The 24,215-nt window shown below is 63.5% G+C and carries 20 protein-coding genes; 12 read left to right on the top strand and 8 right to left on the bottom strand.

The genetic code is table 11. From position 1 onward, the window contains the following. From LPW29_RS07235 to msrA, 3 genes are all read left to right on the top strand, one after another. A partial coding sequence (locus tag LPW29_RS07235; RefSeq protein ID WP_238627456.1) for a TRAP transporter permease occupies positions 1–2,075 on the top strand: 2,075 nt, incomplete at its 5' end. A 112-nt stretch (positions 2,076–2,187) separates the two neighbouring features. Next, on the top strand, positions 2,188–2,763 hold the full coding sequence (locus LPW29_RS07240; protein WP_238627457.1) for a hypothetical protein: 576 nt from the start codon (positions 2,188–2,190) through the stop codon (positions 2,761–2,763). Positions 2,764–2,884: 121 nt separating this feature from the next. Beyond that, a complete protein-coding gene (gene msrA / locus LPW29_RS07245; RefSeq protein WP_238627458.1) occupies positions 2,885–3,526 on the top strand; it encodes a peptide-methionine (S)-S-oxide reductase MsrA in 642 nt (213 codons plus the stop codon). Here the strand turns inward: msrA and LPW29_RS07250 are convergent. From LPW29_RS07250 to LPW29_RS07285, 8 genes are all read right to left on the bottom strand, one after another. Further along, positions 3,478–4,611, bottom strand: a complete 1,134-nt coding sequence (locus tag LPW29_RS07250) for a hypothetical protein (RefSeq protein WP_238627459.1) — start codon at positions 4,609–4,611, stop codon at positions 3,478–3,480. The genes msrA and LPW29_RS07250 overlap by 49 nt on opposite strands. Then, entirely contained in the window at positions 4,608–5,414 is an 807-nt protein-coding gene (locus LPW29_RS07255) for a DUF2169 domain-containing protein (protein ID WP_238627460.1), read from the bottom strand. The genes LPW29_RS07250 and LPW29_RS07255 overlap by 4 nt, the downstream gene beginning before the upstream one ends. Further along, a complete protein-coding gene (locus LPW29_RS07260) occupies positions 5,407–6,576 on the bottom strand; it encodes a hypothetical protein (protein WP_238627461.1) in 1,170 nt (389 codons plus the stop codon). The genes LPW29_RS07255 and LPW29_RS07260 overlap by 8 nt, the downstream gene beginning before the upstream one ends. A gap of 15 nt (positions 6,577–6,591) precedes the next feature. Next, positions 6,592–7,041: a DUF3540 domain-containing protein gene (locus tag LPW29_RS07265; RefSeq protein WP_238627462.1), complete on the bottom strand. Its 450-nt coding sequence runs from the start codon at positions 7,039–7,041 to the stop codon at positions 6,592–6,594. Positions 7,042–7,128: 87 nt separating this feature from the next. Then, entirely contained in the window at positions 7,129–7,914 is a 786-nt protein-coding gene (locus tag LPW29_RS07270; protein ID WP_090251832.1) for a gamma-glutamyl-gamma-aminobutyrate hydrolase family protein, read from the bottom strand. 3 nt (positions 7,915–7,917) lie between these two features. After that, positions 7,918–8,916 carry an amidoligase family protein gene (locus LPW29_RS07275; protein ID WP_238627463.1) on the bottom strand — a complete coding sequence of 333 codons (999 nt, stop codon included), beginning with the start codon at positions 8,914–8,916 and terminating at the stop codon, positions 7,918–7,920. Continuing rightward, positions 8,913–9,824 (bottom strand): diguanylate cyclase domain-containing protein, encoded by a 912-nt coding sequence (locus LPW29_RS07280; RefSeq protein ID WP_238627464.1) that lies wholly within the window; start codon positions 9,822–9,824, stop codon positions 8,913–8,915. Before LPW29_RS07280 ends, LPW29_RS07275 begins: the two co-directional genes overlap by 4 nt. 8 nt (positions 9,825–9,832) lie before the next feature. After that, the gene (locus LPW29_RS07285; protein WP_443112350.1) at positions 9,833–15,535 is read right to left on the bottom strand and encodes a PAS domain S-box protein; all 5,703 of its coding nucleotides are present in this window, start codon (positions 15,533–15,535) and stop codon (positions 9,833–9,835) included. A gap of 176 nt (positions 15,536–15,711) precedes the next feature. On the opposite strand from LPW29_RS07285, the gene dapF reads away from it, so the two are divergent. From dapF to ubiB, 9 genes are all read left to right on the top strand, one after another. Further along, a complete protein-coding gene (gene dapF / locus LPW29_RS07290; protein WP_238627466.1) occupies positions 15,712–16,548 on the top strand; it encodes a diaminopimelate epimerase in 837 nt (278 codons plus the stop codon). Continuing rightward, on the top strand, positions 16,545–17,243 hold the full coding sequence (locus LPW29_RS07295; protein ID WP_238627467.1) for a DUF484 family protein: 699 nt from the start codon (positions 16,545–16,547) through the stop codon (positions 17,241–17,243). Before dapF ends, LPW29_RS07295 begins: the two co-directional genes overlap by 4 nt. Then, positions 17,240–18,157: a tyrosine recombinase XerC gene (gene xerC / locus LPW29_RS07300; protein WP_238627468.1), complete on the top strand. Its 918-nt coding sequence runs from the start codon at positions 17,240–17,242 to the stop codon at positions 18,155–18,157. Before LPW29_RS07295 ends, xerC begins: the two co-directional genes overlap by 4 nt. 255 nt (positions 18,158–18,412) lie before the next feature. Beyond that, positions 18,413–18,946 (top strand): ATP-dependent protease subunit HslV, encoded by a 534-nt coding sequence (gene hslV / locus LPW29_RS07305; protein WP_025280226.1) that lies wholly within the window; start codon positions 18,413–18,415, stop codon positions 18,944–18,946. Between the two features lie 57 nt (positions 18,947–19,003). After that, the gene (gene hslU / locus LPW29_RS07310) at positions 19,004–20,347 is read left to right on the top strand and encodes an ATP-dependent protease ATPase subunit HslU (RefSeq protein ID WP_090251855.1); all 1,344 of its coding nucleotides are present in this window, start codon (positions 19,004–19,006) and stop codon (positions 20,345–20,347) included. A gap of 51 nt (positions 20,348–20,398) precedes the next feature. Then, on the top strand, positions 20,399–20,761 hold the full coding sequence (locus tag LPW29_RS07315) for a gamma-butyrobetaine hydroxylase-like domain-containing protein (RefSeq protein ID WP_090251857.1): 363 nt from the start codon (positions 20,399–20,401) through the stop codon (positions 20,759–20,761). A 14-nt stretch (positions 20,762–20,775) separates the two neighbouring features. Next, positions 20,776–21,525, top strand: coding sequence for a bifunctional demethylmenaquinone methyltransferase/2-methoxy-6-polyprenyl-1,4-benzoquinol methylase UbiE (ubiE, locus tag LPW29_RS07320; RefSeq protein WP_238627469.1), 750 nt, complete (start codon positions 20,776–20,778; stop codon positions 21,523–21,525). Positions 21,526–21,587: 62 nt separating this feature from the next. Continuing rightward, positions 21,588–22,208, top strand: coding sequence for a ubiquinone biosynthesis accessory factor UbiJ (locus tag LPW29_RS07325; RefSeq protein WP_090251861.1), 621 nt, complete (start codon positions 21,588–21,590; stop codon positions 22,206–22,208). A gap of 8 nt (positions 22,209–22,216) precedes the next feature. Next, on the top strand, positions 22,217–23,905 hold the full coding sequence (ubiB, locus tag LPW29_RS07330) for a ubiquinone biosynthesis regulatory protein kinase UbiB (RefSeq protein WP_238627470.1): 1,689 nt from the start codon (positions 22,217–22,219) through the stop codon (positions 23,903–23,905). Positions 23,906–24,215 lie beyond the last annotated feature (310 nt).

Genomic DNA, 24,215 nt, shown 5'->3' on the forward strand with positions numbered 1-24,215 from the left:
AATACTGGCTGCTATTCGCGCTGGGGCTGACCTATACCAGCTTCCACCTGCTGGTCCTCAATGTCTTCCCTGTGGAGACCTGGACCTTCCGTATCCTGCACGTGGCGGGCGCCCTGGTGATCGGTTTCGCCATTGTTGCCGCCTGCGTACCGCCCGCCGATCAATCACCCGGGCGACGATGGTTGCTTGAGTTACTGCCCATGGTGATCACCGTGGGCGCTGCGCTCTACTCCCTGGGCGCCATTATCGGTGCTTATTTCATGCGCCATGCCTGGGATTATGACTCATGGTCCATGCCAGACTGGCTGTTCCAGAGTTTCAGCTGGACCCTGCTGGCCGCCACCGTGCTGGGTATCCTCTTTGCCTGGGTCTTCAAGCCCCGGTCGGATCGCATCGGCTGGTACGACTGGTCCTTGATGGCCAGCAGTATCTCGGTGGGCGCCTACCTGGTTTTCCATCTGGTGGACCTGCAGTTCAGGGCTGGAGTGATGCCCACTCAACCCGACTTCTGGGTTTCAGTGGCCGGTATCCTGCTCGTCCTTGAACTCACTCGCCGTGTCGCCGGCATGGCGCTGGTGGTGATAGCGGCCATCTTCATCCTCTATGGCTTCGCTGGTCCCTGGTTGCCGGGGGTGCTGGAGCATGGCGGGTACAATGCCGATCGTTTCTTTACCTATCTGTACACCGATAACGGCATCCTTGGGCCCACCACGGCGGTGTCCTCCACCTACATCATCCTGTTCATCGCCTTTGCCGCCTTCCTGCAGGCCTCCAAGGTGGGTGACTATTTCGTGAACTTTGCCTTTGCCGCCGCCGGGCGGGCCCGAGGTGGTCCGGCCAAGGTGGCGATATTCGCCAGTGGCCTGATGGGCATGATCAACGGCACCTCGGCCGGTAACGTGGTGGCCACCGGCTCCCTGACCATCCCGTTGATGAAGCGTGTGGGCTATAACCCACGCAGTTCGGGTGCCATCGAGGCGGCGGCCTCCACCGGTGGACAGATCATGCCGCCAGTCATGGGGGCGGGTGCCTTCATCATGGCGGAGATCACCGGCATCCCTTACACCGAACTCATCATTGCCGCGCTGATCCCGGCGGTGCTGTACTTTGCTTCTGTTTACTTCATGGTGGATCTGGAGGCCGCCAGGACAGGGATGAAGGGGTTGCCCTCCAAGGATCTGCCCAAGGTAGGTAAGCTGTTGAGGCAGGTCTACCTGTTCGCGCCCATTCTTATCCTGATCGGGGCGTTGTTCATGGGGTATTCGGTCATCCGCGCCGGTACCGTGGCCCTGATGAGTGCCGTGGTGGTCAGTTGGCTCACGCCCTTCCGCCTGGGCCTGGTGGGGTCTGCCAAGGCCCTGGAGCTGGCGGCACGCATGTCCATCCAGTTGATTGCCGTTTGTGCCTGTGCCGGCATCATCGTTGGTGTCATTGGTCTGACGGGTGTGGGGCTGCGCTTCTCCACCATGCTCCTGGCGGTGGCGGAAAACAGTCAGCTGCTGGCCCTGTTCTTTGCCATGGGGATCTCGGTGATCCTGGGCATGGGGATGCCCACCACGGCCGCCTACGCCGTGGCTGCCTCCGTGGTGGCCCCGGGCCTGGTCCAGATGGGTGTCGAGCCCCTGGTAGCCCACTTCTTCGTGTTCTACTTCGCGGTGATCTCGGCAATCACGCCGCCAGTGGCCCTGGCCGCTTATGCGGGGGCGGCCATTGCCGGTTCCGAGCCCATGCGCACCTCGGTGACGGCCTTCAAGATCGGGCTGGCGGCCTTCATCGTGCCGTTCATCTTCTTCTATCATCCGGCCGTGCTCATGGTGGGTGAATGGTGGCAGATCACGCAAAGCTTCCTGTCGGCCTTGCTGGGTGTGTTCATGCTGGCAGCAGGCGCTCAGGGGTGGTTCTTCGGGATGGCCAACCGCGTGGTGCGGACACTGCTGTTCGTTGGCGCCCTGATGGCCATCTCCGGTGAACTGGTCAGCGATATCATCGGTCTGGGCCTGGGGGTCTCGTTGCTCGTGTGGCAGTTGAAGATGGCCCGTGGTGGTGGAAAATCCACGTCGGCCGAGGCATCGTGACCATCGCAGGCAGGCCCTGATGCAGGGCCTGCCTGCTGGTGAGTGGCAATGGGGCGTTTGCCGGCTTTCGTCGGGAAGCTGTCCATGCGATGAATGGTGATAAGGGGGCGTCATGGGAGACAAAGCCTATCTGGTGGCGGTCACCGGGGAACGGGTCGAAGGGGTGGACCTGGCCACGGCGCGGTCCAACCTGGCAAGCCTGTTTCGTATCACCGAGGCGCGGGCCGCGGCCATGCTGTCGGGTAAGCCCGTGGTCATCAAGAAAGGGGTGGATGAGGTCACGGCCAGGCGCTATCAGGCCTCCCTCAGGGAGGCGGGTGTACTGGCCCGGCTGATGGCCTGCGCGCCGGAGCCTGATCCGTCGTCCACCGTCGATGCTGATCCGCAATCCTTGCATTCCACCTCGACCGAGGACCCGGGCGAGCCGCCCATCCCATCCGGTCCAGAGGCGCAGATCCCGGAGGCGGGTTGGACCCTGGCGCCTGTGGGCACCGATCTGAGCGATCGTGAGGAACCTCCTCCCCTGGAGGTGGACCTGTCTGAACTGACACTGGCCGAGCCTGGTGTCACCCTGGGCACCCCTCGGGACCACCCACCCTTGAAGGTGGATACCAGCGATCTCACCCTGGCATCAGCACCCAACGACGATGGGCCATCATCAGAGGGATCGGACAATCCCCGTCAGTAACCCGGATGCTCTGGGAAGCGGGCCTCGCCTGCGAAGTGAAAACGACGAGCACCAAACTTTCCCTTCCCGGTGCTTTCCAATACAGGCAAGCCAGCCATGCACTCCCGGGAGGTAACCCACCGTGTTCTCTTTCATGCGCAAGACCGCCATGCCCCGTCCTGACCAGGCCCTGCCCGGTCGAGATGAGCCAATGCCCGTGAGTGAGCGCCATGGGGTGCTCAACACCCCCATGAAACCCCCGTATCCTGAAGGCATGAAGATGGCGATGTTCGGGATGGGGTGCTTTTGGGGCGCCGAGCGGGCCTTCTGGCAGCTATCCGGGGTGCATGTGACCGCCGTCGGCTATGCTGGCGGCCATACGCCCAATCCCACCTACAAGGAGGTGTGTAGTGGGATGACCGGCCACAACGAGGTGGTGCAGGTGGTGTTTGATCCGCAGATCATCAGTTATCAGGATTTGCTGAAGGTCTTCTGGCAATCCCACGACCCCACCCAGGGCATGCGTCAGGGTAACGATGTCGGTACCCAGTACCGCTCCGGTATCTACACCCACGACGACGACCAGGCCCGACAGGCGGCCGAGTCCCGGGAGGTGTATCAGCAGGCCCTGAACGCCAGGGGGCGGGGCGCCATCACCACCGAGATTGTGCCGGCGCCGACCTTCTATTTTGCCGAGGACGACCATCAACAGTATCTGGCCAAGGTGCCGGGTGGCTATTGTGGACTGGGCGGTACGGGCATCCCCTGGCCACAGGCATCCTGACCGGTTTCATCGCCCAGAATGACGGCGCCGCGCTCGTCGCCAAGGGGACAATCCAGCACAGCGGTGGTGGCAATGCGGGGCCCGGCACCGGAACGGGCCATGAACCGGGTGTGCCGCATCCAGATGCCGGCCAGTGCCAGTTGTAGCAACCATTGCACGGCACCAGCGTGACCGGTGGTGACGCCGCTATTGAGGATGGGGGGCGTCACGGATTCCGGGGGCAGGGGATCGTTGTCGGGCGCTGGGGGGAGTGGCGAACCCTCCCGGATGTCGGCGCGCAGAGGCCACAGGTGTGCCTGACAACTCCACCACGCCCGATCCCCATGGGGGCCGCTTCCGGGTGGCAATACGATGCCATCCAGGTCCGATGGCTTGAGGCCCGCCTGTCCCAGGGCGCTGTCCAGGGCCTGGGGCAGGGCGGGATGCTCGTCGGGCGCGCCGCATCCTGTTGTGGGTTCGGGGCAGCTGTCCCAACCCAGTACATGGATTCCCCTGCCCTTATCCCGCATCGGGAGGAAGATTGCGGCCTCGCCCGGGACGAGGCCGTCTTCATTGTCCCAGGCCAGGGGCACCTGGCAGTCCACCAGGCTCAGCAGGCTTTCAGGGTGTAGCAGGCTGTCCACGCCACCCAGGAACAGAGTGCGCTCCGGGTGGCAGGACAACGCATCCCGCGCTTGATCCAGTAGCGTAATGGCGGATCCATCCACGCAGACAGGTTGCCATCGTGCTTCGGGGTGGCGCAGGCCTGCCTCGGCCATCCAGCTCCAGAAAGCTTCCGGGTGCGGTCGGGTCCGTTCACCCGAGGTGGGGTGATACGGCCATAAGACCAGAGCCTGGGCGGGCAGGGGATGCCTCAGGGCGCCCCTGAGCAGGGCTCGCATTCGCGTGACGCTATCCTGCGAGGTGTTCATCGAGGGCACCCCGCGCAGCACCTGGTGACATCCCCCGGGAGAAGCCAATGCTGCCGGGTGGGTGAGGCGTTGCTCCATGCCCAACGGTGTGGAAGCCGCGGCCCAGAGCGCCAGGGGATCGTTGCCGGCTGCGGTGTACAGACTCATATGGGCCGTGTCCAGCACCAGTGTCATGGGTCATTGTCTCCGGGGACGATGTTGTCCTGCTCATCCCGGTGGCGGACGATGATCCAGCCGGCATTGTCGGTCCTCCCCTGGGGCAGGCAAGCCCGGAATAGCCGATGAACCCGTCGGGTGACCAGATCCAGGATCAGGGTATCGCAAGTCAGATGCAGTCGCTCCCGTTGGCCATTGCCAATCGCCCAGGCCTGAACCGGGTCGGTTGATGGCAGTATCAGATTCAGATGCCGCTCATCCCGCCGTGCTCCGCGCGCCTTCAACTGAAGCCGTTCGCCCCCCGTGAAGGGACCTGGCAGGCGCTGATCCGGTGGAGCTGCCTGGTGGCAGTGCAGGGGCAGTGTGCCCTGGATGGGAGGGGAATGAATACGATCGGGGGCCGGATTCAAGCCCTTCAGGAGGCGTGCCCGGTGCGAGGGAAGGCCCGCTGCATCCTTGCCGGGCCTCAGGGTGATCGCCTGGGTGCGTTCCCGAAAGTGTTTTCCCCAGAGCCGGTGTCCATCCCGCCACAGGGTGATGTCCAGGCCTCTTCCCCTACCGGGAGATCCGTGCAGCAGAAACTCCGCCTGTGCCTTGAAGGGCACGATCTCCGAAGGACGACACAGCTCAAGGCCCGGGTGGGGGATATCCCGCGTGTCGGTCAATACCAGCGGTTCACTGGGCAGCAAGGCTCGCAGGCGGCCCGTGCTGTCCAGCGCGTGGCTGCACTTCACCACCAAAGTGATCCCCCTGTGTCCCTGGGGATCAAAACCGGGGAAGAGACCGGCGGTCCATGTGGTTCGGTTCGTCAGTTCATGCATGCACCACCTCCTGATGGGATGCCCCCCGCAGTGCCTGAATACGCTCGGCCAACTGCTGTCGTCGCCGGTATTGCCAGTGTTCCCGAGGTAGCGCCGGGGGCCCACCCAGGGTCAGGGCAAGACGCAACTGCAGCCCATCCGCCTCGCGTCCCGCCGTGGCCATCACCTGGCGGGCCAGACTGATGGGGTTTTGCGGTGCGCCCTGCCAGAGGCGCTGACGGGGATGGAGCCGAGGACGCATCCCTCGCCACCAGGAGTGGGCCATCGCCTGAGGGTCAGGGCTGGCATCGGCGCGCCATGGCCGCGGGCCGCGCGAAACCCTTGGCAGTCGCAGACCCGAAACGGCTTCCAGCGCCGCATGGATTTCAGTCAGGTGGCGAGCCTGGGTCAGGCCCGCGATGAGCGCATCCACTGCTGCTGGCGTTCCATTCAGGGCCAGGCCCCATGCCGCACCCGATTGTCGGGGGAGGGCATCGACCAGCGTTTCCAGGGCCTCAGGCAGGCCCAGGACGCCCATGAGTCGCAGCACGGCGTCGCTGGTCTCGATCTGTTGCAACTGCGCCAGGCCCTCACGGGCCGATATCCGCCCCCGAGCACAGGCGCCGCGCACCCACCAATACTGCATCGCCGAAGAGGCATCGCTTGCCAGGATGTTCCGGTCGACGTTCGGGGCGCCGGGATGATCGGCCATCCAGCGTAGCTGGGCCAGCATGGCGTTGGAATCGTCGGTGGATGTGAGGGGAGGCAGCTGGGTGGGTACACCTTCCTGGCAGCGGGCGATTTCCCAGCAGAGCGGTCGCAGGGCTGGAATGGAATTCAGGGTGGTCAGCCAGGGGCCCAGTGGCTCGGGGGGCAGATGAATCAGCAGCCAGCGCCAGGGATGATGTTCATCCTCGATCAGGGCACTAACCACGTCATCCGGATGGGGCGGCTGATGGCTCACCCAGGTGGCGGCGCAGCGCAGAAAGCGGGCGGAGTCTGAGGCGTCCTCAGGCAGCACGGCGTTGGCGTCACAGCCCAGCAACAGCCATTGGGTAAGCAAACGTTGCTCCAGCCGCTCGAGGCCGGTGGCGTCGTCCAGTGACAGGGTCTGACGGCGGCGATGCTGATCCCACAGGGCCCGGGCCAGGTCTTCATGTTGTTTCCAGAGAGGCCGTTCCATGGCGATGCTCCTGGGTCAGTTGAAGTGGATCCGGGCCGCCAGAAAGTGCATCAGCCGGGCCATGATGCCGTGCAGTTCCCGGCCACGCATTTCCATGCGGCCCGTCGGATCCAGGGTCATGGAGGACTCCCCGCAGCGCAGATACAGACCGCGTTCGGCCCGCAACTGCACGTGGCCGTCACGTTCGGTGACCGCCTGGGAGGGCGGGGCCTCCCCATGGCGACGGAGGCGGTCCAGGATCACCGGACCCGTGGCCGGTTGCAGCAGTACCAGCACCCGGTCTCCCGGGCGCAGGGCCGGTGTGGACTGGGCGTGGGCCATGGGGCACACGGTGGTGCCCTCGCAGTCCACCCAGAGGGCCTCGCCGGCCTGGGCCTGGACAACGCGGGCCAGTGTCACCTGGCGGGTATTCGCAGGCGATGACTGCGGGTTGGGGTCCAGCAGCAAGATGTCCTTGGCCTGCATAATGGCACTCTCCCTGTGAGCGGGGCCGCGGCCCCAGGATGGTCCTTTGGGCGATTCCCCTCGCCCGGTACCAGCATCCTACTGGGATCAGACCCTGACCGACAAGTCCCTGCTGGATTCCACCAGCCCCTGGAACAGGCGTCGCTGGCGTGACTTCTGGGGCAGGTACTCCGGGTGCCACTGTACCCCCAGGATGAGCGAAGCGCTTCGACTCTCGATGGCCTGGATCACGCCGCTGGCTTCCCGTGCCGCCACCACCAGATCCTGGCCCAGGTCGGCCACCGCCTGGTTGTGCAGGGCATTGACGGACAGGGGTTCCGCGCCGGTCAGTTCGGCAATGCGTGAGCCCTCGGTCAGGGTGACCACCTTGCGCGGCAGCACACTGCGCACCTGGGGGTGCTCCTGGTAAAAGCCTTCCAGATTCTGGTGCAACGTGCCGCCGCAGACCACATTCAGCAACTGCATGCCCCGGCAGATGCCCAGCATGGGCAGGCCCTGATCCAAAGCCTCCAGGATCAGCGTCCGTTCGAGACGATCCCGGTCAGCGTCGCCACCATGCCGTTTGGTGTACAGCACCCGGCGCAGCAGCCACAGCAGTGGATAGAGCACAAACCCCAGGATGCGTTGTCTCCAGCCAATCTCGGTGGCATCGATCTCGCGGATCAGGCTCAACGGATCCTGGCCATAGAGGCTGGGATCCACGTCCGCACCGCCGCCGATCACCAGGCCGTCCAGTTCCCGACAGCTGCGGGGCCGCCCGGGGGTGATATGAATGGCCTTGCCGCCAGCCCGCCAGATGGCCCACCACGTCATGATCCAGGCGGCCACGCCGCCCCGGTCTGGCCCGGTCACGCCAATGCGGGGGCGTGCCATGATTCAGCTCCGCAGCCAGTGACTGACTTTTTCCACCCAGCGCTGGCCCTTTTCGGTCAGCGTTTCAGGTTCCGCAGCCAGATACTCCCGGGCCATGGCGCCCAGGCGTTGCGGGTCCGCTGCCAGCCGTTCCACCTCCACCCAGGCGTTCCAGGGTACGCTCAGGTCCCAGTCCGGTTCATCGATTCGGCAGTCCGGCAGGCGATAATGAAAGGTGGGCCGGGGGCGGATCAGATGATGCTCCACCGGGGCGGCATCGATCTGTTCCGGCGACAGTTGAGCAAACAGCGGCAACATGTCCAGCGGGCGGTTACGGGTGGGGTTATGGGCAAGATAATCGTCGATCAGGTCCGTGAGGTCCGGGTGGTAGCCGGGTTCCAGGATCAGGCGGGCATAGTCCTCGGGGAACGGGTCCACAAAGGGTGTGAGGCGTCGGGATAGATCCGCCTGGGAATGGCTGAGCAGCCAGTCATACAGGAGCATGAAGGCCTGAAGATGATGCAGGATCTCATCGGCATCCAGGCGTGCCAGCTCCAGATTGATCTGCAGGCCGAAGGCGTAAAACAGGGATCCATGGGTCCCCTTGGCCCCCTCCTGTTGCAGGCGCTGGCGCAGCCTGTCCAGTTCCGGCAGGGCATCGTGGGGGATGGGCGGTGCCACCACCTCATGGGGCACCACCAGACCGGCCACCTGGGACAGGGCGGTCTCCAGGGCATGAGGCCCGGCCTCACGATCCACCTCCACGCCCATGTTCTCCAGGTAATCCAGATACTCCCGGCGCTTGAGCAGGTCGCTGTCCAGTTCCAGGCCGAAATCACCGAATCGTGTCCCGGTGACACGGTGTTCAAAGGGGGAGGTCTGCTGATGCACACCTCCGAAAAGCACCATGATGGCATCGGCGATGACATCCAGGGAGACCTCCGCCATCTCCATCTCGATACCCACGCGGCGCCGATCGCCATCCGGATTGTGACTGTGGGGCAGGTTGCTGAATTCCGTCATATCTCACCCTGGTATCGGTTACGCCCGTTGGTCTTGGCCTGATAGAGGGCGGTATCAGCAGCCTTTTTCAGGTCTTCGGCCGATGGTTTGGGGTGTTGCCTTGATTGGATGGCGCCACCAATGCTGATGGTGACATGGGGTGCCACATCTGAGTAGTCGTGGGTGACTTCAAGGGATCTGACTGCCTCAAGCATTGCCTGGGCCACGTGCTGCGCGCCCCGCGTATCGGTCTCCGGCAGTAACACCACGAACTCCTCACCCCCGTAACGGGCCACCAGGTCCGTGGCGCGTGTTGGTACGCGTCTCAGGGCCTGGGCCACACGCCTGAGGCACTCATCACCAGCCCCATGTCCATAATGATCGTTAAAGGGCTTGAACTGGTCAATGTCCACCATGAGTAACGCCAGTGATTGATCATTGCGACTGGATCGCGCCCATTCTTCCGCAAGTTTTTGATCGAAGTAGCGCCGGTTGGGGATCTCGGTAAGGCCGTCCTGCAGGGAGATCTTTTCCAGCATGTCGGTCTTGAGCTTGAGGTTCACCTGGTTGCGCACCCGGGCGCGCACGATGGCCGGATTGAAGGGCTTGGAAATGTAGTCGGACGCGCCCAAGTTCAGGCCCTGCTCTTCATCCTTGTCGTGGTCCAGCGCGGTCACGAAGATCACCGGAATGGACCGGGTGGCCTCGTTGTCCTTGAGCCGCCGACAGGTCTCGTAGCCGTCCATGTCCGGCATGACGATATCCATCAGGATCAGGTCCGGAGCCTGCTCGGCCTGGGCCAGTTCCAGTGCCTTTTCGCCCCGCGTGGCGGTCAGGATCCGGTAATCCGCCTTTAGCAGGGAAGCCAATGCATGAATATTGGTCGGCTGATCGTCAACGATCAGCACCGTCGCTCTTGTTTCCGACACACCAGACCTCAAGAAAGTGTGATACCGGCCTGCTCGGCCAGCTGTCTAAGCAGCGTGGCTGCTGCATCATGATCGAACTGATCCACCCGTTCCCGCAGTTCCTGGGCAGCGCGGGGGGTGCCCCGCTGTTCCAGGCAGGTCGTGACGTGGTCCAGCTCCCCTTCATCCACCAGCTCGCCCGTGGAAAGGCATCGCAGAAGGTGCTCCATGGCGGCGGCCAGGGCCTTGGGATCCGTGCCCTGAACGCTGTTGGGGGCTTGTTTTTCGGGCAGGGTGGCCAGTTGATCCCGAACGGTCTTCAAGGCCTCCATGAAGGCTTGTACATCGTCCTTTGAAAAGGACGCATCCTTTTTCAGGCTGGCCTCCAGGCGCTCGGCCCGGTGGGCCAGTTCATGAGCCCCGACGGTGGCCGCCAGACCCCTGAGGGTGTGGAGCATCCGCCGTGTGCGGGGATCTTCGGGCTGATCCAGGTAGTCGGGCAGGGTGATCCACTCCCCGTCAAGTTGCTCCGCAAAGCGGTGCAGGGTGCGCAGATACAGGCGCGTGTCACCGTCGAACCGCTCGAGCCCCGCGGCCATGTCGAAGGCCTTCAGTGTAACAGGCAGTCCTGGACCTGGGGGCTCGTCTTCCTGGGGTTCGGTGCAGGTGCCGTCACGTTGCAGCCACTGCTCCAGCGTATGCAGTAGTGCCTGAGTGTCGATGGGCTTGGCCAGATGGCCGTTCATGCCGACAGCCCGGGCCCGCTCACGGTCATCCTCCATCACTGCCGCCGACAGGGCGATGATGGGCAGATCGGGGAATCGGTCACGGATATGCCGGGTGGCTTCGAAGCCGTCCATGACGGGCATTTGCAGGTCCATCAGCACCAGGTCGATGGGTTGTCGTGCCACCTCATCCACCGCCTCGCGGCCATCATTGGCCAGTACCACCCGGACCTGGGTTTTTTTGAGGATTTCGCGGGCCACTTCCTGATTCAGGGCATTATCTTCTACCAGCAGGACAGTCTGCCCCTTGAAGCACGGGGTGTGCTGAATGGGTGCCCAGGATACTCCGGTTGTCTGCTCGGCCATTGCTAGGTTCATGGCCTCCAGCAGCGCACGTGGGGTAACAGGCTTGCTCAAAAAGGCGCTGAAGCGATCCGAATGAGGCGTCAGATCCTCCTGACTGTAGGCGCTGATAATCAGTGCGGGGACGGTGGTCTGTCCCAGATCCCCCTGTTTGCGCAGTGTATGCAACCGGTCCAGCGCCTGTATCCCGTCCAACCCACCGGGCATCTTCCAGTCCATGAGAATGAACTCAAAGGGTGCGTCAAGCCGCTCGGCCTGCTGGACGGCCTCAATCGCCGCCTCGCCGCTGGCAGCTTCGGTCGCCTGGAAGCCCTGGCTTTGAAGCATATTGCTGAGCACCGTGCGTGCGATGGCATGGTCGTCCACTACCAGGACACGCGCGCCGGCTCGCAAGGATTCATGTGACGATTCCACAGCCTGATCCGGCGAGATGGGCAGCGTGAGTTCGAAGTGGAAGTTGCTGCCTGCGCCCGGGGTGGAATCCAGCTGCAATACACCCCCCATCCTTTCCAGCAATTTGCGACTGATGACCAGTCCCAGTCCCGTGCCACCATATTTCCGGGTGGTGGAGGTGTCCGCCTGCGAGAAGGCCTGAAACAGCCGGGCCTGCTGGTCGGGCTCGATACCGATACCCGTGTCACGCACCTCAAACCGCAGGCGTAGGCCGTCCATATTGTGGTCCTGCTGACGAATGGAGAGAACCACCTGTCCCTGCTCGGTAAACTTGATGGCGTTGCTGAGCAGGTTGGTGAGCACCTGTCCCAGACGCAGGGCATCGCCCTCCACGGTGGCTGTGTCCTGGATATCCAGGTCAAACACCAATTCGATACCCTTGGCATCGGCTGCTGAGGCAAACAGGGTGCGCATCTGGTCCAGGAGATCATCGATGCGAAAGCCATGCGTTTCCAGCTCCAGCCTGCCGGCCTCGATCTTGGAATAATCCAGGATGTCGTTGATGATGCCCAGGAGCATGCGCGAGGAATCGCGGATCTTGCCCAGGTAATCCCGCTGTTTGGTGTTGAGCGGCGTGCTCAGCAGCAGATCACTCAGGCCGATCACGGCGTTCATCGGGGTGCGGATTTCATGGCTCATGTTGGCCAGGAACTGACTCTTGGCATGGTTGGCCCGCTCGGCTGTCTCCTGGGCCTGCTTGATCTCGGTGAGGTCGTTGTAAACGGCCACCACTTCCCCGGAAGAGAGCTTGAACAGCGTGTTCTCGCGCCATCCCCGGAGGCTGCCATCGTCATACAGGGAGATGGGCAGATACTCGCTCTGCCCCGTGCGAGCCACCCGGCGCAAGGCATCCATGAGGCCCATCTTTTCGACGGCCGGGAAGCACTCTGACAGGCAGTGGCCGATCACATCATCGCGACAGACATGGTCCATCCGCTCGGCGGCGGGATTGTAATCAGTGAATACGAAATCCCGGGCATCATCCACCGGACGGAAGACGGCCACCCCGCTGCCCGTCTTCTCGAAGATCCCTCTGAAGCGCTCTTTTTCGGCCTCCAGGGCCTTCTTCGCGGTAATGGCTTCGGTCACATCCAGATCGCTGCCCCGGTATCCCCGAAAGGTTCCGCGGTGATCGATCAACGGCAAGGCGTGGGTGGACATCCAGAGGACCCGTCCCCCTTTGTCAGCAACGGGATTGATCAACCCCTGGAAGGTTTTGCGGCGCGCAAAGTCCTGCAGGACTTTGGCCTTGAAGGCCTCCCGGCCTGCCTCGGGATGGAGTTCATAAAACTGCTTCCGTCCCACCAGGTCGCTGGCCGAATACCCCCAGACGGCCTCGGCTACCGGGCTCACATAGGTGAAGCATCCCTGAGCGTCCACCTCCCAGGTGACGTTGCGGCTCTGGGCCGCCAGTTGCTGTAGCCGCTCTTCCCGGTCCTTGAGTTCCTGTTGCGCCTGCTTGAGGGCCGAGATGTCCTGAATCAGGGACCAGATGACTTCACGGCCCTCGGCAGTGGAGGTTTTGAAGCCATGCAGAAGCACCGGGTAGCGCGTGCCGTCCTTGCGGATGTACTCCTTCTCGAAGGGACCGTAGACCCCCGTTTTGTTCATGGACTCCAGCACCTGCTGTTCCTCCGACAGGTATTCCGACGGAGTGACCTCCCAGTAACTCAGTTGCCGGAATTCCTCTTGGGTGTAGCCGGCGGGTTCGTTGATGGCGTTATTGAATTCCAGGAATTCCCCAGTGTGGAAATCGTTCATGGCGATACCCACCGGCGAGAGTTCGAACAGGGTGCGGAACTTGGCCTCCTCCGCGGCCAGTTTGCGGTCGGCCAGAATGCGCTCGGTGATATCCTCGTTGACCCCCACCACCCGGATGGCCTTGCCCTGGGCATCACGAATGGCCCGAGCCAGGCCACGCAGGGTGCGAATCTGACCGTCGAAGCCGCGGCGGATCTGGATCTGCACATCAAAAGGCTCGTCTTCAAGGATCAGGGCCTGGAACGCTGCCTGCGCGGGCGGTAAGGAGTCGGGCATGAGCATGTTGCCCCAATCGGCGAATCGCCCTCCAAAGTCATTGCGCTCCACACCATAGATCCTGAACATCAGCTCGTCCCATACCAGGCGGTCGTTCTGGACGTCATAGTCCCAGATACCGAGTTGGGCCGCCTCGGTGGCCAGCTTCAGGCGTTCCTGGCTGTCACGCAGACGGTTTTCTGCCCGTTTGCGTTCGGTAATGTCCCGGAAAACCGCCAGCAGGCAGCATTGCGTGCCCATCTCCATGAGCGTGACGGTGATATTCACATCAATGAGGGTGCCGTCCTTGCGCCGGTGCTGGGTTTCGAAATCATCATGGCCCTGGTCCAGAATCCTGCGCACATGCTGCGCCACCTCTTCGGGGGTTTCCAGGGCCTCGTAGTCGGCGATGCGCAGACGGGCAAACTCTTCGGCACTGTAGCCCAGTTGACGGTGGGCCACGGAATTGAACTCCAGCGTCGTCCCGTCGGTGGCATCGATCAGTACCGTGGCATCGGGGTAGAGCTCGAACAGCGTACGGAAGCGTCGCTCCTGTTCCTCCAGGGCGCGGTGGTTCTCCAGCTTTTCCGTCTGGTCTATGAGGTAGCCACGCAGGGCTGTCAGGTGGCCATCGGCGTCATACTCGGGAAAGGAATAGTCATAGAAACGCCGGTACTTGCCGTCCTTCCTTTTCAGGCGATACTGATGCTCCATGACAGTGGCCCGCCGGGCCAGATAGTCATCGATTTCGCGATCGACGCGGGCCACGTCCTCAGGATGCGCCAGCTGCGAAAACCCGAACTGATTGTCGGTCAACTCCTCCCGAGGGTAGCCCAGGATATCGGCGACATTGGGTGAGATGTAATGGAGTGGCCAGCCGGGCTTGGGCAACCAGACACAGACCATCACCGGGCCCCGGGAGAAGAGATCCAGTTCCTGCTCCAGCTGGCGGGCCTGCAGGACCGCATTGCTTGGATCCTGCAGCAACAGGAGAAACCCACCCCCCTGGGTCATGGGCTTGGCCTTGAGTTCAATCACGACCGGGGTGCCGTCCTGGTTGATCATCACCTCGCTGCCCGCGAACGATCGACCCTGCCGCAGGGCCTGGAACACCTGGCAGCGTTCCGCGGGGATCCAGCCCTGGCGATGGTCGCAGCGCAGCCAGTTGGATCCCCTATTCCCCTGGTGTGTGCAGCGAAAGAAGTCGAGGGCTTTCTGGCCCACCACCGCGTCGGATGAGTAACCCAGAAGTTCTATCGTGGCCTGGTTGATGCGGGTGATGAGGCCGTCGTTGTCGATGACCATCAGGCCGGCCGGGACCTCTTCGGTCAGGCTCGCCAGGGCCTGGTTGGTCTCGTGCAGCGCTTGGTTGAGCTGATCCACCTGCTGCTGATGGTCCTTGAGCAGGTTGAACCAGCGGTTGTAATACAGGCTGACCAGTTCTTTTTGCCCCACCAGACCGGTAAAGCGATGGTGGGCATCCACCACCACCACCCGCTTGATGCGGCGTTGACGGCAGAAGCGCAGCGCCTCGGCAATGGTGGTGTCTTGGCTGAGTGTCTGCAACGGGGTGGTCATGCACTCGCCGATGGGCTGATCCAGGTCGGCATTGGCATCGATCAGGTCGATCACATCCCGCTGGGTGAGAATGCCCACAGGGATGCCCTGGCGGATCACGATGGTGGCGGTAAAGTGCCCCCCATCCATGCGCTGCATCACCTCGTGCACGGGCTGGGTCTCCTCCACGGTGAGGGCCTGCAGGCCGTGGAGCAATTGTCCCAGGCTATGGCTCTCGGCCAGCACCTCCGGGTCCAGGCTGCCGGCCAGGTCGCTGTAGCTGACAATGCCCTCCAGGATGCCCTCTTCATTGATCAGGCAGATGTGCTCGGACTCGTTGCGAATGGCCTTGAGCCCCTCCAGCACGGTCTCATCAGGATCCAGGATGGCCGGCTCGGGAAGGTCCAACTCGCCCAGGGGTGTGGACAGCGACACACCCTGGACCCGCAGGCTCAACAGCCGGCTGGAGAGCATCAGGCGATAGTGGGCGTCGCGGGTGACCACCACATCACGGATATTGTGTCGTCGCATGCTGTGCACCGCCTCAGCCAGGCTGGCGGTCGCCGGCAGAGTAATCACGTTTGGGGTGGCGATGCTGCGAAGTTTCGGGAAGAACATGCGCACCTCGGTGGCGTTCGTCGGCGACAAGGCTGGATGGTATCAAGCCGGAGCCCCTGCGCCGAGACTTGCGCAAGCCGGTTTGCGCATGGTGATTTGCAATGGTCTCTGATGGCGACGCCGTCCGCGCTATCCCACGCTTCCCAGCCGGACCCCCACCCTTTACGCTTTTGCCGATGACACTCTCATTTACAAAGATGCACGGCCTGGGCAACGACTTCGTGGTGATCGACGGGGTGCGCCAGGCGGTTGAACTCACGCCGGAGCGGGTGCGGTTTCTGGCTGATCGACGGCTGGGCGTGGGCTGTGATCAGGTGCTGCTGGTGGAGTCGCCCGCCGATCCCGCCACGGCGGCCTTTCGTTACCGGATCTTCAACGCCGATGGCGGCGAGGTGGAGCAGTGCGGGAACGGGGCCCGGTGTTTTGCCGTGTTCGTGCGCGATCAGGGGCTGACGGACCAGACGCTGATCCCGGTGGAGACCGCCGGCGGGTTGATCCACCTTCAGGTGGAGGACAATGGGGAGGTCACGGTGAACATGGGCCGGCCCCGGTTGGAGCCGGTGGAAATCCCGTTTGCGGCAGAGGCACCGGCGCCGGCCTATGCATTGGAAGTGGGTGGACACACGTTGGAGGTCGGTGCGGTGTCCATGGGCAACCCCCATGCCGTGCTGCGGGTGGAGGATGTCTTGAAGGCACCGGTGGAATCCCTCGGCCCCGCCATGGAATCCCATCCGCGCTTTCCCCGACGGGTGAACGCAGGCTTCATGGAGGTGGTGGCGCGGGACCATATCCGGTTGCGGGTGTTTGAACGCGGCGCCGGGGAGACCCAGGCCTGCGGCACCGGGGCCTGCGCCGCCGTGGTGTCCGGGCGTACGCGCGGCTGGCTGGACGAGCGGGTGGCGGTGGATCTGCCTGGCGGGCGGCTTGTGATACAGTGGGAGGGCTGCGAAGACGCTCCGGTCTTCATGACCGGCCCCGCGACATCGGTCTTTACGGGTAACATCAAGCTATGAGCACACAAGGCAAGGGCGCGCTGGCCGAAGAGGCCTTGTCCGAGGAGGCGGTGGAGTCCTATCTGCGCGCGCATCCCGATTTCTTCGAACGTCATCTACCCCTGCTGGAGGTGTTGCGTCTGCCTCATCCCAGCGGCGTGGCCGTGTCCCTCATTGAACGTCAGATGGCCGTGATGCGGGACAAAAATCGCGCCCTGGAGCGCAAGCTCATGGACCTGGTGCACACGGCCCGCGAGAACGAGCGCCTCAGCCAGCGCATGTATCAGCTGGCCCTGGGGGTGATGGAGGCGGAAAGTCTGGATGCCGTGCTGGCCATCACCCAGGAACAGTTGCGCAACGAATTCCGCGCCGATGTGGTAGTGGTGCGCCTCTGCGGCGACCCGGCCCAGGGCATGCATTTCATGGCCGAGGATGGCCCGGCCATGCAGAGCCTGGCCCATTTGTTCGAGCATCGCCGGCCGATGTGCGGGCGCCTCTCGGACACTCAGCTGCATGCCCTGTTCACTGCGGAAGATGCCCCGACTGTGGCCTCGGCCGTGGCCGTGCCGCTCATGGATGGCACCCGACCCCTGGGTTTTGTGGCCCTGGGCAGTCAGGATGCATCGCGGTTCCATCCGGGGATGGGTACCCTGTTTCTGGGGTACCTGGGCGAGATCATCTCCCATGCCGTCGGGGGGCGCCTGGGGCAGGCATGAGTGCCTCTCTGGATCCCTGGATCGATGCCTACTTGGGGCATCTTGCCCGGGAGCGGGGCTGTTCGCCGCATACCATCAGCAATTACCGCCGGGATCTTCTGGTCCTGCAGGGACATGTGCCGCAGCCGGCGTTTTCGGATCGTCGTGACTGGTCCGAGGTCACTGTTCACGACATCCGTGCGCTGGTATCGGGCCTTCATCGGGGGGGCAAGGCCGGACGCAGTCTGCAGCGGCTGCTCTCCTCGGTGCGGGGATTCTTCAATTATCTGATCCGCGAAGGCGTGGTCGGCGCCAATCCCGCCCAGGGCGTGCGCGCGCCGCGCACGCCCCGCAAGCTGCCCGAGGTACTGGATGCCGAGCAGGTGGCGCGATTGGTGGAGGTGCCCGGGGACGATCTGCTGCTGGTAAGGGACCGTGCCCTGCTGGAGTTGTTCTACTCGTCTGGTCTGCGCCTGGCGGAACTCACCGACCTGAATTGCACCGACCTGGATCGGGCGGATGCCATGGTGCGGGTCACTGGCAAAGGCCGCAAGACACGCACCTTGCCGGTGGGTCGCAAGGCCCTGGCGGCCCTGGACGCCTGGTTGCAGCGGCGCAGCGAATGGGTGGCCCCGGACGAGCCGGCCCTGTTCGTGAGTCGTCGCGGAGGGCGTCTCACGCCTCGATCAGTGCAAAAGCGCATGGCCGGCCATGCGCTTGCCCAGGGCCTGGAGCGACGGGTGCATCCGCACCTGCTGCGCCATTCCTTCGCCAGCCATCTGCTGGAATCCTCCCAGGATCTGCGTGCCGTGCAGGAGTTGCTGGGGCATGCCGACATCGGCACCACCCAGATCTACACCCATCTGGACTATCAGCACCTGGCGCGGGTGTATGACACGGCGCACCCCCGGGCGCGGCGCAAGGCCAAGGGCTGATCCTGTTCCTGGTGGGAGCGGGCCTTGCCCGCGAAGGCGGCGGGCACAGGGCTTGGTCCGGGCGCTGCTGGCGCAGCGCATCGCTGGCAGGCCAGCTCCCCGAGGGCCACTCCGATCTCCGGTTTGGATGGCAAACTTGAGGCGTTTTGCCATTCGCGGCAGGGGGCCTCTTCCAGCGGGGCCGTTGCCCATCCCTCATGGCAGATCTTTCCGTTACAATGCCCCTTTTGAATCGCGGCACATCGGAGTCTTTTCTTGGAACAGTTTCGCGGCACCACCATCGTCAGCGTCCGTCGCAATGGCCGGGTCGCCCTGGGCGGCGACGGCCAGGTTTCCCTGGGGAACACCATCATGAAGGGCAACGCCCGCAAGGTGCGGCGCTTGCATCATGACAAGGTCCTGGCCGGTTTCGCCGGCGGCACCGCCGATGCCTTCACCCTGTTCGAGCGCTTCGAGGGCAAGCTGGAGAAATACAGCGGCAACCTGGTGCGCGCCGCCGTGGAACTGGCGAAGGACTGGCGCACCGAGCGCAGCCTGCGTCGCCTGGAGGCCCTGCTGGCCGTGGCCGACCAGGAGGCCTCGCTGATCATCTCCGGCAACGGGGACGTGATCGAGCCCGAGGAAGGCCTGATTGCCATCGGCTCCGGCGGCCCCTTCGCCCAGGCCGCGGCCCGTGCGTTGATGGAAAACACGGAACTGGAGGCTCGAGAGATTACCGAAAAGGCCTTGAACATCGCCGCCGACATATGCATCTATACCAACCGCAACCTGAGCATGGAAGAGCTGTGATGCTCGGTCGTATTGCGGTCAAACCCCAGTCCCCATGTCTTATGAAGGGATGTTCCCATGTCTGAGATGACACCCAGAGAAATCGTTCAGGAGCTGGACCGCTTCATCATCGGTCAGGATCCTGCCAAACGCTCGGTGGCCATCGCCTTGCGCAATCGCTGGCGCCGCCAGCAGCTGCCGCCGGAGTTGGCCCGGGAAGTCACTCCCAAGAACATCCTCATGATCGGCCCCACCGGGGTGGGCAAGACGGAGATTGCCCGGCGCCTGGCGCGTCTGGCCAATGCCCCGTTCATCAAGGTGGAGGCGACCAAGTTCACTGAAGTGGGCTATGTGGGCCGGGACGTGGAATCCATCATCCGCGATCTGGTGGAGGCCGCGGTGAAGATGGTGCGCGAGCAGGAAATGGAAAAGATGCGCCCCCGCGCTGAGGAGGCCGCCGAGGAGCGCATTCTGGATGCCCTGCTGCCGCCACCGCGCAGCAGCGGCACCGGCTTCATGGCGGAAGAACCCCAACCTACCCGCCAGGATAACGAGACCCGGCAGAAATTCCGCAAGCGCCTGCGCGAAGGCAAGCTGGACGACAAGGAGATCGAGATCCAGGTGCAGGCCATTCCCTCCGGCGTGGAGATCATGTCACCCCCGGGTATGGAAGACATGGCCAGCCAACTGCAGGGGCTGTTCCAGAACCTGGGTGGGCAGCGTACCCGTAATCGCAAGCTCAAGATCAAGGAAGCCTTCAAGCTCATCACCGATGAGGAGGCCGCGCGCCTGCTCAACGATGAGGACATCAAGCTGCGTGCCGTCTCCCATGTGGAGCAGAACGGCATCGTCTTCCTGGACGAGATCGACAAGGTGGTGCGCAAGGGGGAATACAGTGGCGGCGATGTCTCCCGCGAGGGTGTGCAGCGCGATCTGCTGCCCCTGGTGGAAGGTTGTACCGTGACCACCAAGGTGGGCTCGGTGCACACCGACCACATCCTGTTCATTGCCTCCGGCGCCTTCCATCTTTCCAAACCTTCCGACCTGATCCCCGAACTGCAGGGCCGACTGCCCATCCGGGTGGAACTGGAAGCCCTGACCGCCGAAGACTTCGTGCGCATCCTCACCGAACCCAAGGCCTCACTGACCGAGCAGTATGCCGCCTTGATGGCCACCGAGGGCGTGACCGTGGAGTTCACCGACGATGGGGTGCGGCGTCTGGCGGAGATCGCCTTCCAGGTGAACGAGCGCACCGAAAACATTGGTGCTCGGCGACTGCATACCGTGATGGAACGGGTCGTGGAGGTGATTTCCTACGAGGCCCCCGACTGCTCCAGCCCCATCCGCATCGATGCCGACTACGTGAACCAGCGCCTGGATGATCTGGTTCAGGACGAGGACTTGAGCCGTTATATCCTCTAGGGTTCCTCACCGGTCGGGGGGGCGTTCCCTCGGCGAGGGAGTATCAATACGATGACCGCCAAGCACCGCCCCACCGATATCCGGCTGCACCAGCAGTCGCGCGTTCTGGAACTGGTCTATACGGATGGCGAAACGCACCGGCTCGGTTGCGAGTTCCTGCGGGTGCACTCGCCCTCGGCAGAGGTCACCGGCCACGGGCCGGGACAGGAGGTGTTGCAGGTGGACAAGGAAGACGTGAACATCACCGGTATCGAGCCGGTAGGCCATTACGGCATCAAGCTGGTGTTTTCCGATGGGCACGACACCGGCATCTATGACTGGAATTACCTCTACCACCTGGGCGCCCATCAGGACCAGCTGTGGGAAAAGTACCTGGAGCGACTGGCGGCCGCGGGTCACCAGCGTAAGGGCTGACAACGGGAGCAGGCATGTCCGACGACAAGACCACTGATTTCGGCTACGAACGTGTGCCGGTAACGGAAAAGGCCAAGCGGGTGGGGCAGGTGTTCCACTCGGTGGCGCAGCGCTATGACGTGATGAACGATCTCATGTCCATGGGGATCCATCGGGCCTGGAAACGTTTCACCATCGAAGTGGCCGCCGCGCGCCCGGGTTGGAAGATTCTGGACCTGGCCGGTGGGACCGGTGACCTGGCGGCGAAATTCTCACGCATCGTCGGCCCCAAAGGCCATGTGGTGCTGTGTGATATCAATGCCTCCATGCTGGAATGCGGTCGCGCCCGTCTCGTGGACGAGGGGCTGGTGGAAAACCTCAACTACGTGCAGGGCAATGCCGAGTGCCTGCCCTACCCGGATGACTATTTCGACCTGATCACCATCGCCTTCGGCCTGCGCAATGTCACCGACAAGAACAAGGCCCTGGCTTCCATGCTGCGGGTGCTCAAGCCCGGTGGCAAGCTGCTGGTGCTGGAGTTCTCCCAGCCCACCTCCAAGGGTTTCAGCCAGATCTACGATCTTTACAGCTTCAAGGCCTTACCGATGATGGGCAAGCTGGTGGCCAACGATGCCGAAAGCTATCGCTACCTGGCGGAGAGCATCCGCATGCATCCGGATCAGGAAACCCTCAAGCAGATGATGGAAACCGCCGGCTTCGAGCGATGTGACTACCACAACCTCACGGGGGGCGTGGTGGCGCTGCACAAGGGTTACAAGCTGTAGGCATGACGGGCGCGCGCCCACCATGCACCCACCCAAACAGCCACGTGTACAGGAGAGCTGACATGACCATCGCACCGACACCGGTCACCGCCCTGCTGGAAGGGGCCATCAACCAGTATCTCTCCATGGATCCGGGCAGTCGTCAGCGGTTGGCGGCCCTGAAGGGGGGCGTGGTGGCGCTGCACGTGAGCGGCGTCGGCGTGACCCTGTATTTCGTCCCCGGTGAGGAAACCCTGCAGGTCTCCGGACAGTTCGATGGGGACCCGGACGCGCACATTGCCGGCACCCCCCTGGCCCTGGCCGGCCTGCTGGCCAGCGAACCCACCGCCCGCATGCCCGAATCCGTCACCCTGGTGGGGGACGTGGAACTGGCGCGGCATTTCAATGACCTGCTGCGCCGGGTGGACCTGGACTGGGAGGAACTGCTGTCACGATTCACCGGCGACCTGTTTGCCCACCGGGCCGGTGAAGCCTTTCGGGAGTTCGAGTCCTGGCTTCAGCGTGCTCGCGAATCCTTTCGCGGAGACGTGGCCGAATACCTTCAGGAAGAGACCCAGACCCTGCCAGCCCGTGCGCAGGTGGAGGCCTTCATGGATGGAGTGGATGGTTTGCGTAGCGACGCCGACCGCCTGGAGGCGCGCATCCAGCGCCTCGAACAAGCCCGGGACCGGGCCAGATCATGAGAACCTAAATGCTGCAGCACCTGCATCCCGCCCAGCTGCTCCGGCTGGTGACCATCAACCGCGTGCTCATCCGTCATGGCCTGGATGAGGTGGTTTTGGCGATCCGTCTGTTCCGGCCGGTGCGTTTCCTGCTCTATCTGGCCCCGTGGAACTGGTTTCGCACGGTGCCCTATGAGCGAGGCGAGCGCATCCGCCGTGCTCTGGAGGATCTTGGCCCCATCTTCATCAAGTTCGGGCAGATGGTCTCCACCCGGCGCGATCTGCTGCCAGACGACATCGCCCATGAACTCTCGCGTTTGCAGGATCGGGTGCCCCCGTTTCCCAATGAGGAGGCGCGGGCGATCATCGAAAAGGCCCTGGGCTATCCCATCGAGACGTTGTTTGCCTCCTTCGAGGCCACGCCCATGGCCTCGGCTTCCATCGCCCAGGTGCATGGTGCGGTCCTTCATGACGGACGACGGGTGGTGGTCAAGGTGCTGCGCCCCCATATCGAGAAGGCCATCCGTCGCGATGTGGAACTGATGTACGTGATCGCCGAACTGGCGGAACGCTACTGGCCCGAGGGGCGGCGCCTGCGGCCCGTGGAAGTGGTGCGCGAGTACGAACAGACCATCATCGACGAACTGGACCTGCTCCGGGAGGCCGCTAACGCCTCACAGCTGCGTCGCAATTTCGAAGGCTCCGATGTGCTCTACACCCCCGAGGTGCACTGGGACTACTGCCGTCGCAATGTCATGGTGATGGAACGCATCCACGGGGTACCCGTGTCCGACGTGGCCACCCTCAAGGCCCGGGGCGTGGATCTCAAACTGCTGGCCGAGCGTGGTGTCGAGGTCTTCTTCACCCAGGTGTTCCGCCATAACTTCTTCCACGCCGACATGCACCCGGGCAACGTCTTCATCGACGCCACCGACCCCGCCGACCCCAGCTACCTGGCAGTGGATTTTGGCATCGTCGGCACCCTGTCACCGGCTGACCAGCGCTACCTGGCAGAAAACTTCTATGCCTTCTTCAACCGCGACTATGCCCGGGTGGCGGAACTGCACGTAGAGTCCGGTTGGGTTCCGTCCGATGTGCGGGTGGCCGACCTGGAAGGTGCCATCCGCACTGTCTGCGAACCCATCTTCGAAAAACCCCTCAAGGACATCTCCTTCGGCCACGTCCTGGTGCGCCTTTTCCAGACGGCTCGACGCTTCAATATGGAAGTGCAGCCCCAGCTGGTCCTGCTGGAGAAGACCCTGCTCAACATCGAGGGCATGGGTCGCGACCTCTACCCTGAACTGGACCTGTGGCAGACGGCCCGCCCCTTCATTCAGCGCTGGATGGACGAGCAGGTGGGTGTACGGGCCCTGGTCAAGGGCCTGAGACGCAATCTTCCCTTCATCCTGGAAAAGGCCCCCGACCTGCCGGGACTCATCCACGAGACCCTGCGCCAGCAGGCCACCGCAGATGAGCGCCAGGCCCTGCAGCAGGCCCAGTTATACCAATTGCAGAGAGAGATCCGTGCCTCCAATCGGCGCACGGTCTATGCCGTGATGGGCAGCGCCCTGGCCCTGGGTGCCGTGCTGCTCACTTCCCAGTCCCCGGAGATGCCGGAACTGCTCACTGTCCCCTGGCCCGCCTGGGTCCTGGGCACCCTGGGCCTGGCCTTCCTGCTGGGCGCCGTCTGGAAACGGTCGGCTCTGCAGGAGTCGTAACGTCGGGAGCCGCCGCCCGGGTCGTTCGCGAACGACCCCTACCGGGCAAGCTGGTTGGGGAAGGCTCGATCCCAGTAGGGGCGCTTCGGGAAGCGCCCGCGGCCGGGGTATCTGATGCCCCGAAGCCTGAACCTGATGCACTCGCTGCCCCAGGCCTCCCACGGGTCGTTCGCGAACGACCCCTACCGGGCACGATGTTGGGGAAGGCTCGATCCCAGTAGGGGCGCTTCGGGAAGCGCCCGCGGCCGGGGTATCTGACGCCCCGAAGCCTGAACCTGATGCACTCGCTGCCCCAGGCCCCTCACGGGTC

Origin of the sequence: Ectothiorhodospira sp. 9100, from assembly GCF_022227565.1 — a bacterium.
Taxonomy (GTDB): domain Bacteria; phylum Pseudomonadota; class Gammaproteobacteria; order Ectothiorhodospirales; family Ectothiorhodospiraceae; genus Ectothiorhodospira; species Ectothiorhodospira marina.

Coding starts and splice junctions, on each gene's coding strand:
- LPW29_RS07240 (WP_238627457.1), top strand. CDS start 2,188: ATGGGAGACAAAGCCTATCTGGTGGCGGTCACCGGGGAACGGGTCGAA.
- LPW29_RS07250 (WP_238627459.1), bottom strand. CDS start 4,611: ATGACACTGGTGCTGGACACGGCCCATATGAGTCTGTACACCGCAGCC.
- LPW29_RS07255 (WP_238627460.1), bottom strand. CDS start 5,414: ATGCATGAACTGACGAACCGAACCACATGGACCGCCGGTCTCTTCCCC.
- LPW29_RS07260 (WP_238627461.1), bottom strand. CDS start 6,576: ATGGAACGGCCTCTCTGGAAACAACATGAAGACCTGGCCCGGGCCCTG.
- LPW29_RS07265 (WP_238627462.1), bottom strand. CDS start 7,041: ATGCAGGCCAAGGACATCTTGCTGCTGGACCCCAACCCGCAGTCATCG.
- LPW29_RS07270 (WP_090251832.1), bottom strand. CDS start 7,914: ATGGCACGCCCCCGCATTGGCGTGACCGGGCCAGACCGGGGCGGCGTG.
- LPW29_RS07275 (WP_238627463.1), bottom strand. CDS start 8,916: ATGACGGAATTCAGCAACCTGCCCCACAGTCACAATCCGGATGGCGAT.
- LPW29_RS07285 (WP_443112350.1), bottom strand. CDS start 15,535: ATGTTCTTCCCGAAACTTCGCAGCATCGCCACCCCAAACGTGATTACT.
- dapF (WP_238627466.1), top strand. CDS start 15,712: ATGACACTCTCATTTACAAAGATGCACGGCCTGGGCAACGACTTCGTG.
- LPW29_RS07295 (WP_238627467.1), top strand. CDS start 16,545: ATGAGCACACAAGGCAAGGGCGCGCTGGCCGAAGAGGCCTTGTCCGAG.
- xerC (WP_238627468.1), top strand. CDS start 17,240: ATGAGTGCCTCTCTGGATCCCTGGATCGATGCCTACTTGGGGCATCTT.
- hslU (WP_090251855.1), top strand. CDS start 19,004: ATGTCTGAGATGACACCCAGAGAAATCGTTCAGGAGCTGGACCGCTTC.
- LPW29_RS07315 (WP_090251857.1), top strand. CDS start 20,399: ATGACCGCCAAGCACCGCCCCACCGATATCCGGCTGCACCAGCAGTCG.
- ubiE (WP_238627469.1), top strand. CDS start 20,776: ATGTCCGACGACAAGACCACTGATTTCGGCTACGAACGTGTGCCGGTA.
- LPW29_RS07325 (WP_090251861.1), top strand. CDS start 21,588: ATGACCATCGCACCGACACCGGTCACCGCCCTGCTGGAAGGGGCCATC.
- ubiB (WP_238627470.1), top strand. CDS start 22,217: ATGCTGCAGCACCTGCATCCCGCCCAGCTGCTCCGGCTGGTGACCATC.